Origin of the sequence: uncultured Aquincola sp. (assembly GCF_964001545.1) — a bacterium.
Lineage (GTDB): Bacteria > Pseudomonadota > Gammaproteobacteria > Burkholderiales > Burkholderiaceae_C > Aquincola.
Map to the genome: position 1 here is coordinate 1 of NZ_CAXFDV010000331.1, position 3,361 is coordinate 3,361.

A 3,361-nucleotide genomic window follows, 5' to 3' on the forward strand; every position below is an offset into this window, starting at 1 on the left:
GGCCAAGGGCAAGGCCGAGCACGACAAGCGCAACACCGAGAAAAAGCGCGACTGGGAACGCGAGAAGGGCCGGCTGATGAGACACAAGGTCTCATCGAAGGCCTGACCTCTTCTCCTTCAGCGGCCCAGCGCCGCCAGCGCCTGGGCCACGTCGGCCGTCAGGTCGTCCAGCGCCTCCAGCCCCAGGCAAAAGCGCACCAGCGTGCCTGTGTAGGGCGTCGGCAGGCTGCGCATCTCGGCCGCCTGGTAAGGCACGGCCAGGCTCACCGGGCCGCCCCACGACCAGCCGATCTTGAAGCGCTGAAGCGCATCCACGAAGGCGTCGACCTGCGCCGGGCTGTAGCGCTCATCGAACTCCACCGTCACCAGGCCGGCGGCAGCGCGGCACAAGGCCTGCCAGTGCGCATGGCCGGGTGAGTCGGCCAGCGCCGGGTGCAGCACCCGCTTGAACTCGGCCCGGCTCTGGCACCACTGCGCAAAGGCCCGGCCCGCGGCATCCTGCGCGGCATAACGCAGCGGCATCGACGGCAGCGAGCGCAGGATCGCTTCCACGTCGTTGACGCCCACGCCCAGCCCCAGCCGCGCACGCGCCCAGGCCAGCTTGGCATGCAGGCCGGCATCGCGGTACACCACCGAGCCCATCAACACGTCGCCGCCGCCCGAGGGGTATTTGGTCAGCGCATGGATGGTCAGGTCCACACCTGCATCGGCAAAGGCATCGAAGGCCAGGCCGGCGCCCCAGGTGTTGTCCAGCGCCACCCGGGCCTGCGGCGCGTGTTCGCGCACGGTGCGCACCAGCGCCGGCAGGTCGGGGAATTCCAGCGTCACCGAACCCGGCGCCTCGGTCCACACCAGCCTGGTGGCGGGCGTGATGGCCGCAGCCAATGAGGCCGGGTCCATCGCGTCGTACAAGCCCATGGTGATGCCCCAGCGCGCCAGGTCTTCCCGCGCAAAGCGGGTGCCGGGGCCGTAGCCGTTGTCGGGCAGCAGCACATGGTCACCGGCCTTCAGCAGCGCGATGTCCACCAGCGTGATGGCCGCCAGGCCGCTGGGCACCAGCAGCGCATGGGTGCCACCTTCCAGCGTGGCCAGCCGCTCTTCCAGCAAAAACGTGGTGGGCGTGCCGTGCAGGCCATAGGTGTAGGCCGACTTGTCGATCCAGCGGCTGCTGCGCATGGCCGCCGTGTTCTCGAAGTACACGGTGGAGGCCTTGAACACGCCGGCCATCGGCGCCGCAAAAGCCGTGGGCGGCTGGTACGGGTGGTGGATCAGGCCGGTGGCACGGCGGGTCACGTCGTCGGCGGTGTCGTCCTGGCGGTCGGTCATGGCGGTGGGCGTCCTGCGTTCGTCGGTCAGATCGGCATCGCGATCAGGTCGTGGCCCTCGGCCGCGATGATGCGGGCCTTGGTGAACTCACCCACCTTCAGCGTCTTGCTGGCCTTTTGCGGCGGCAGCAGGCGCACGGTGCCGTCGATCTCGGGCGCATCGGCATAGCTGCGGCCCACGCCGCCCTTGCGGCCCAGCGCAGGCGCGCTGTCCACCAGCACCTGCATGGTGGCGCCCACGCGGCGCTGCAGCCGCCGGGCCGAGACCTGCTCGGCCACCGCCATGAAGCGCGAGCGGCGCTCTTCACGTACTTCGGCCGGCACCGGGTTGGCAATCTCGTTGGCGGTGGCACCTTCCACCGGCGAATAGGCGAAGCAGCCGGCGCGGTCGATGCCGGCTTCCTGCACGAAGTTCAGCAGGTGCGCGAACTCTTCTTCCGTCTCGCCCGGAAAGCCCGCGATGAAGGTGCTGCGCACCACCAGCTCGGGGCAGATCTCGCGCCAGCGGGCGATGCGTTCCAGGTTGCGCTCACCGCTGGCCGGGCGCTTCATGCGCTTGAGCACGTCGGGGTGCGAATGCTGGAACGGCACATCCAGGTACGGCAGGATGCGGCCGGCCGCCATCAGCGGCAGCACCTCGTCCACATGCGGGTACGGGTACACGTAGTGCAGGCGCACCCAGGCGCCGTGCTGCGCGGCCAGCTCGCCCAACTTCTCGCACAGGTCGAGCATGCGGGTCTTGACCGGCTTGCCGTCCCAGAAGCCGGTGCGGTACTTGACGTCCACGCCATAGGCGCTGGTGTCCTGGCTGACGACCAGCAGCTCCTTGACGCCGGCCTCGAACAGCGCCTTGGCCTCGCTCAGCACATCGCCCACCGGGCGGCTGACCAGGTCGCCGCGCATGCTGGGGATGATGCAGAAGGTGCAGCGGTGGTTGCAGCCTTCGCTGATCTTCAGGTAGGCGTAGTGCCTGGGCGTGAGCTTGATGCCCTGCGGCGGCACCAGGTCGATGAAGGGGTCGTGCGGCTTGGGCACGTGGATGTGCACCGCGTCCATCACCTCCTGCGTGGCATGCGGGCCGGTGACGGCCAGCACCTTGGGGTGCACCTCGCGCACCAGGTTGCCGCCATCGGCGCCGGCCTTGGCGCCCAGGCAGCCGGTGACGATGACCTTGCCGTTGTCGGCCAGCGCCTCGCCGATGGTGTCCAGGCTTTCCTTGACCGCGTCGTCGATGAAGCCGCAGGTGTTGACGATCACCAGGTCGGCGCCGGCGAAGGTCTTGCTGGTGTCATAGCCCTCGGCACGCAGCTGCGTGAGGATGAGCTCGGAATCGGTGAGCGCCTTGGGGCAGCCCAGGCTGACGAAGCCGATCTTGGGGGCGGGGGCGGACGGCGCAGCCGCGGGCACGCTCAATAAGGTGGGATCACTCATCTAGAGATTTTCTCCTATCCGGCTTGTGCAGCCTCCGCTAAGAAGCCCAACGCCTCTTCCGGTGCAATCGTTGCACTATGATTCGCCATGCCTACGGTGATTCGATTGCAGAAGTCGAAGATCACGATGTATGCCGGTGATCACAACCCGCCGCACTTCCATGTGCTGGCGTCTGACGGGGCGGAGGCCTGGGTGGCCCTCGCCTCGTTGGAGGTGATCTGGGGAGCCGTCAATCGCGGGGCATTGAAAGAGGCACTGGCATGGGCCGGCCAGCACACGCCCCTGCTCGCAGCCAAGTGGAAGGAGTTGAATCCATGAGACCCAAGCACTTCACGCTCGTAGGCGTACTGCCCAAGGCGCCCGCCACGTTGGCACTGCGTTACGCGGATGGCGAACAGTACGAAGTCGATCTCGCAGACGTGATCCAGCGGACCGCATCGCTGAAGCGACTCAAGCAGCCCAGCGTTTTCAATGGCGCAAAAGTCGGCGAGCACGGCGCGTCTGTGGCCTGGGGCGACGACGACGACCTGGAACTCGCCGCCGACAACCTGCGCGCGCGCGCCATCGAGCAAGCCGGCGACGTGTCGCACGAGTTCGTCTGGAAC

At 67.9% G+C, this 3,361-nt stretch carries 4 protein-coding genes and 1 pseudogene; 3 read left to right on the top strand and 2 right to left on the bottom strand.

Going from position 1 to position 3,361, the window contains the following annotated elements:
- Positions 1-106, top strand: a pseudogene (locus tag ABNT58_RS11465) (SsrA-binding protein); the annotation flags it as partial.
- A gap of 11 nt (positions 107-117) precedes the next feature.
- On the opposite strand, the gene ABNT58_RS11470 reads toward ABNT58_RS11465, so the two are convergent.
- Both ABNT58_RS11470 and rimO read right to left on the bottom strand, forming a co-directional pair.
- Positions 118-1,326 (bottom strand): PLP-dependent transferase, encoded by a 1,209-nt coding sequence (locus ABNT58_RS11470; RefSeq protein ID WP_348753608.1) that lies wholly within the window; start codon positions 1,324-1,326, stop codon positions 118-120.
- Positions 1,327-1,352: 26 nt separating this feature from the next.
- Positions 1,353-2,756, bottom strand: a complete 1,404-nt coding sequence (gene rimO, locus ABNT58_RS11475; RefSeq protein ID WP_348753609.1) for a 30S ribosomal protein S12 methylthiotransferase RimO — start codon at positions 2,754-2,756, stop codon at positions 1,353-1,355.
- Between the two features lie 87 nt (positions 2,757-2,843).
- Here rimO and ABNT58_RS11480 point away from each other — a divergent pair, with 87 nt between their 5' ends.
- Both ABNT58_RS11480 and ABNT58_RS11485 read left to right on the top strand, forming a co-directional pair.
- Positions 2,844-3,074 carry a DUF4160 domain-containing protein gene (locus ABNT58_RS11480; protein WP_348753610.1) on the top strand — a complete coding sequence of 77 codons (231 nt, stop codon included), beginning with the start codon at positions 2,844-2,846 and terminating at the stop codon, positions 3,072-3,074.
- Positions 3,071-3,361: DUF2442 domain-containing protein (locus ABNT58_RS11485; RefSeq protein WP_348753611.1), on the top strand; the 291-nt coding region annotated here is incomplete at its 3' end. The genes ABNT58_RS11480 and ABNT58_RS11485, both read left to right, overlap by 4 nt.

Excerpts from the sequence above, each read along its gene's own strand:
- ABNT58_RS11470 (WP_348753608.1), bottom strand. The coding sequence starts at position 1,326 with ATGACCGACCGCCAGGACGACACCGCCGACGACGTGACCCGCCGTGCC.
- rimO (WP_348753609.1), bottom strand. The coding sequence starts at position 2,756 with ATGAGTGATCCCACCTTATTGAGCGTGCCCGCGGCTGCGCCGTCCGCC.
- ABNT58_RS11480 (WP_348753610.1), top strand. The coding sequence starts at position 2,844 with ATGCCTACGGTGATTCGATTGCAGAAGTCGAAGATCACGATGTATGCC.